At 70.5% G+C, this 5,292-nt stretch carries 4 protein-coding genes; 3 read left to right on the top strand and 1 reads right to left on the bottom strand.

From position 1 onward, the window contains the following. Positions 1 to 588 (bottom strand): riboflavin synthase (locus F9K34_RS16800; protein WP_291338264.1); only part of this gene is annotated, 588 nt, incomplete at its 3' end. Positions 589 to 790: 202 nt separating this feature from the next. On the opposite strand from F9K34_RS16800, the gene F9K34_RS16795 reads away from it, so the two are divergent. From F9K34_RS16795 to F9K34_RS16785, 3 genes are all read left to right on the top strand, one after another. Further along, positions 791 to 2,044, top strand: coding sequence for a capsule biosynthesis protein (locus tag F9K34_RS16795; protein ID WP_291338263.1), 1,254 nt, complete (start codon positions 791 to 793; stop codon positions 2,042 to 2,044). Between the two features lie 78 nt (positions 2,045 to 2,122). Then, the gene (locus tag F9K34_RS16790; protein WP_436405759.1) at positions 2,123 to 3,253 is read left to right on the top strand and encodes a polysaccharide biosynthesis/export family protein; all 1,131 of its coding nucleotides are present in this window, start codon (positions 2,123 to 2,125) and stop codon (positions 3,251 to 3,253) included. Then, a partial coding sequence (locus F9K34_RS16785; protein WP_291338262.1) for a capsular polysaccharide biosynthesis protein occupies positions 3,253 to 5,292 on the top strand: 2,040 nt, incomplete at its 3' end. The genes F9K34_RS16790 and F9K34_RS16785, both read left to right, overlap by 1 nt.

Genomic DNA, 5,292 nt, shown 5'->3' with positions numbered 1-5,292 from the left:
TTCCCTGAGCCGCGCGACATAGCGGGCGAGCGTGTCGATCTCGATGTTGACGCGGTCGCCGATCCGGGCCTCCCCCCAGGTCGTCACCGCCTTGGTGTGGGGGATTATGTTCACGCCGAACTCCGCCCCCGCGACCTCGTTCACGGTCAGCGAGGTGCCGTTCAGGGCGACCGAGCCCTTCGGCGCGATGAAACCGGCGAGCGCGCCGGGCGCGCGGAAGGTGAAGCGGGTGCTGTCGCCTTCGTCGCGCATGGCCACGATCTCCGCCACGCCGTCGACATGGCCGGAAACGATGTGCCCGCCCAGTTCGTCGCCCACCTTCAGCGCGCGTTCGAGGTTGATCCGCCGGCCGGGCCGCCAGCCGCCGAGGTTCGTCTTAGAGATGGTCTCGGCCGAGATCTGCACGTCGAACCACCCGCGCGGCTTCTCGCCGGACGCGACCACCGTCAGGCAGACCCCGTCGCAGGCGATGGAGGCGCCGATGTCGATCCCCGCCACGGGATAGCGGGTGGCTATGCGCGCGCGCAGGTCGCCGGCCTGGTCGAGCGCCAGCACCTCGCCCACGTCGGTGATGATGCCGGTGAACATCGCGGACCTCCTCTTTCCTCCTGCCTACCCCCGGCCGCGCCACGTCGCAAGGGCGCGCGGCGGATGCCACAGTCCTGCCAAAGCGATGCGATACGGCGCGATCATGCGTGACAAGCCCCGCGCGGCGCGCCACAAGAGGCGGCGGGGACGGAGGCGAGTGAAGGACATCGAGGGACATCGCCGGACGGCACGCCGGGTCCTGATGCTTCAGGGCCCGCACGGGCCGTTCTTCCGTCAGCTGGGCGCGATGCTGCGGACTGCCGGCGCCGAGGTCTGGCGCGTCGGCTTCAACCGGGGCGACGAGGTCTTCTGGGGCCGCGAGGGCTACCTTCCCTACACCGGCCGGCCGGAAGACTGGCCGGCCGCCTGCGCCGACCACCTCGACCGGCTCGCGATCACCGACCTCGTGCTCTACGGCGACGCCCGCGCGATCCATGCGGAGGCGATCCGCGCGGCGAAGGCGCGCGGCATCACCGTGCATGTCTTCGAGGAAGGCTATCTCAGGCCCTACTGGGCGACCTACGAACGCGGCGGATCGAACGGGCATTCGCGGCTGATGGGGCTGTCCGTGGCCGAGATGCGCGCGGCCCTCGCGCGGTCGGAGATGGAGATGCCGAAGGCGCCCGCGCATTGGGGCGACATGCGCCAGCACATCTTCTACGGCGCGCTCTACCATTTCCTGGTGCTCGCGCTGAACCGGCGCTATCCCGGTTTCCGCCCGCACCGCGGCGTGACCGTGACCGAGGAATTCCGTCTCTACCTGCGCCGGCTCCTCCTGATGCCGGTGCACCGGCTGAAACGGCGGCTGGCGACCTGGCGCATCCGCCGTGGCGCCTTTCCCTACCACCTCGTCCTGCTGCAACTCGAACACGACGCGAGCTTCCGGACGCATTCCGACTTCGGGTCGATGACCGAGTTCATCACGCTCTGCCTCGAAGGCTTCGCCGCCGGCGCGGCGCCGCATCACCATCTCGTCTTCAAGGCCCATCCGCTCGAGGACGGGCGCGCCAACATCGGCAGCGCGGTGCGCGACGGCGCGCGCCGCCTGGGGATCGGACACCGCGTCCACCTCGTCCGCGGCGGCAAGCTGGCGCGGCTCCTCGACGGCGCGCGGAGCGCGGTGACGGTCAATTCCACCGCCGGGCAGCAGGTACTCTGGCGCGGCCTACCGCTGCGCGCCTTCGGCCGCGCGGTCTACGCCAAGCCGGAATTCGTCTCGGCGCAGACGCTGCCGGCGTTCTTCGCGGAACCGCAGCGGCCCGACCAGCGGGCCTACCGCGACTACCGCCACTATCTCCTGGAAACCTCGCAGGTGCCCGGCGGATTCTATTCCGCGCGGGGGCGCCGCTACCTCCTCCGCCAGGTCGTGGACATGGTGCTTGCGCCACGGGATCCCTACGACGCGCTGGTCGAGGGCAAAGCGGCACCACGGCAACAGTTGGCGCGCTCGGAATAGAAGCGCTGGAAATGCCCCGGCCATTTCATTAGGCTCGGTTGGGACTTGAGGCAGTTTCCCGTCAAGAGGAGCCTGAGAGTGAGGATGTCTTCGACCCGCTGGGCGCGTGGGGCGGCACTCTTGGCCGTCGTCGCGCTTGTGGCGTCTTGCGGTCTGCCACGCTCCGGCCCGAGCAAGCGCGAACTCTACAAGAGTTCCGTCGAGCAGGCGGGTGATGCCTTCATCGTCACCGTCGATGCCGATGTCGCCCGCACGGCCTCGGTCGTGCCGCCGCTCGGCTTCACCAACGGCTTCATGGGATCGGGCGTCGTCGGATCGGACGACATCCGCCCGGGCGACGTGCTGAACCTGTCGATCTGGGAAAACGTCGACAACGGCCTTCTGGCCGATCAGGGGCTGAACTCGACCACGCTGCAGGCGGTGCAGGTGGACGGCGACGGCTACATCTTCGTGCCCTACGCGGGCCGGATCAAGGCCGCCGGCAACACGCCCGAGGCCCTGCGGCGGATCATCACCGGCAAGCTCGAAAGCCAGACGCCCGATCCCCAGGTTACGGTGTCGCGGCTTGCCGGCGACGGCGCGACCGTCTCCGTCATGGGGGGCGTCGGCGCCCAGGGCGTCTATCCGATCGAGCGGCCGACCCGCACGCTCGCCGCGATGATCGCCAAGGCCGGCGGCGTGGTGATCCAGCCCGAGATCGCCCAGATCACCATCACCCGCGGCAAGCATACGAGCACGGTCTGGCTGACCGATCTCTACGACGACCCGCGCTACGACATCGCGCTCCGGCCGGGCGACATCATCCTTGTGGAGGAAGACCAGCGCGCCTTCACCGCGCTCGGCGCCACGGGCGGGCAGCACCGCGTGCAGTTCGAGACGCAGGAGCTTTCGGCCGTCGAGGCCATCGCCCAGGTCGGGGGCCTGTCCACCAACTTCGCCGACCCGACCGGCGTCTTCGTCCTGCGCGACGAGACGCCCGAGATTGCCAACGCGGTGCTCGGCCGCAGCGACCTGGCGGGGCCGGTCCGCATGGCCTATGTGCTCGACCTGACGGAGCCCTCGGGCATCTTCAACGCGCGCGACTTCATAATCCGCGACGACGACACGATCTATGTCACCGAGGCGCCCTACGTGCAGTGGCACAAGACGCTCGCCGCCCTGACCGGGGCAGCCAATTCCGCCCGGTCGGTGTCGAACGTCACCGACTGATGCCTGCGGGAACAAGCGAGTCCGCCGCCGGGCAGGCGTCCCGGCGGCTTTTCGTTTTCTCCGGCGGCTTCCTGACGGAAACGCGCATCCGCCGCATCCTGACCCTCGCCGGATATGATGTCCGGCTCGGCAAGCCCGCAGGCGCCGGGGACCGCATCGGCGTCTGGGGCCGCAGCCCCACCGCGCCCCGTGGAGAGGCCGTGTCGGAGTGGACGGAGACGCCCGTGGTGCGGGTCGAGGATGCCTTCCTGCGCTCGGTCCGGCCGGGGCGCGATGGCGGCGGCCCGCCGCTCGGCCTTCTGATCGACGATCTCGGCGTGCATTTCGATTCCGCGAAGACATCGCGGCTCGAACGCATCCTCGCCACCGACCCGCTGGACGACGGTGCGATCCTCGCCCGCGCGCGCGACGGGATGGAGCGGCTGAAGGCCGCGCATCTGTCGAAGTACAATGCTTTCGACCCGGCGCTGCCGGTGCCCGAACCCGGCTATGTGCTGGTGATCGACCAGACCCAGGGCGATGCCTCGATCGAATGGGGTGGCGCCTCCGCCTCCACCTTCCGCGAGATGCTGGTCTTCGCGCAGGAGGAACACCCCGGCGCCCGCGTCGTCATCAAGTCCCATCCCGAAACCGCTGCCGGCAAGCGGCCGGGACACTACACCGAAGGCCATGCGCACGGGCGGATCACGCTCCTCGACGCGCCGGTCTCGCCCTGGCGGCTGATGGAGGGGGCCGTCGGGGTTTATACCGTCTCCTCCCAGCTGGGATTCGAGGCGATCCTGGCCGGCCACCGCCCCCGCGTCTTCGGCCAGCCCTTCTACGCCGGATGGGGCCTGACCGCCGACGAGAACCCGGTCGCGCGGCGGGAAAGAAAGCTCACCCGCGCCCAGCTCTTCGCCGCCGCGATGATCCTCGCGCCGACATGGTACGATCCCTGCCGCGACCGGCTCTGTTCCTTCGAGGAGGCGGTGGACCAACTCGAGGCCGAGGTGCGGGCGTTCCGGGAGGACCGGCGGGGCCATGTCGCGGTGGGGATGCGGCTCTGGAAGCGGCCGCACCTGCAGAAGGTCTTCGGACGCGAAAGGCCGCTCGTCTTCGAGGAGGACCCCGGGCGCGCCGTGACCCGGGCACGGGACGAGGGGCGCGGCCTCCTGGTCTGGGGCGCGGCCGAGACCGGACCGCTTTCAACCTTCGCGGGGGACATCGCCCTCGCCCGGGTCGAGGACGGGTTCCTGCGCTCGCGCGGGCTCGGGGCCGAACTTGTGCCGCCCCTGTCGCTCGTCGCCGATCCCCTCGGCCTCTACTACGACCCCGCCGGCGAGAGCCTTCTGGAGCGGCTGGTCGCGGCCGGCCCGCCGCCGGGCGGCGAACGGCGGGCGGAACGCCTGATGGCGCGGATCGTCCGGGCCGGTCTGACGAAATACAACCTCGAGCCCGAGGCGTTGCCCGAGTTTCCGCAGGGGCGCCGCATCCTCGTGCCCGGTCAGGTGGAGGACGACGCCTCGATCCGCCTCGGCGCGGGACGCGAACACACGAACCTTGCGCTTCTCGAACGGGTGCGGGCGGAGAACCCCGACGCCGTGGTCATCTACAAGCCGCACCCGGACGTGGAGGCGGGGCTGCGGCCGGGCGCGGTGCCCCGGGACGCGGCCGAGCGGCTCGCCGACACCATCGTCGGCCGCGTCAGCCCCGCGACGCTGATCGAACATGTCGACGAGGTCTGGACGATCACCTCGACCCTCGGTTTCGAGGCATTGATCCGGGGCAGGCCCGTGACCTGCCTCGGGATGCCCTTCTACGCCGGCTGGGGGCTCACGCGCGATCTCTTCCCGGAGCCGCCCCGCCGCCGGGCGCGGCCCACGCTCGCGGCCTTCGTCCATGCCGCGCTCATCGCCTATCCGCGCTACCTCGACCCGGTGACGGGCCTGCCCTGCCCGCCCGAGGTCGTGGTCGAACGGCTGGCGCGCCGCGACCTGCCCGCCGGCACCCGCGCCAACCGGTTGCTGGCGAAGCTTCAGGGGATTTTCGCCAGCTACCCC

It is taken from the genome of Albidovulum sp., from assembly GCF_008933605.1.
Classification (GTDB): Bacteria; Pseudomonadota; Alphaproteobacteria; order Rhodobacterales; family Rhodobacteraceae; genus Albidovulum.
Note: the sequence above shows the minus strand (reverse complement) of the source record. Positions and strands in the feature narration are given on the sequence as shown.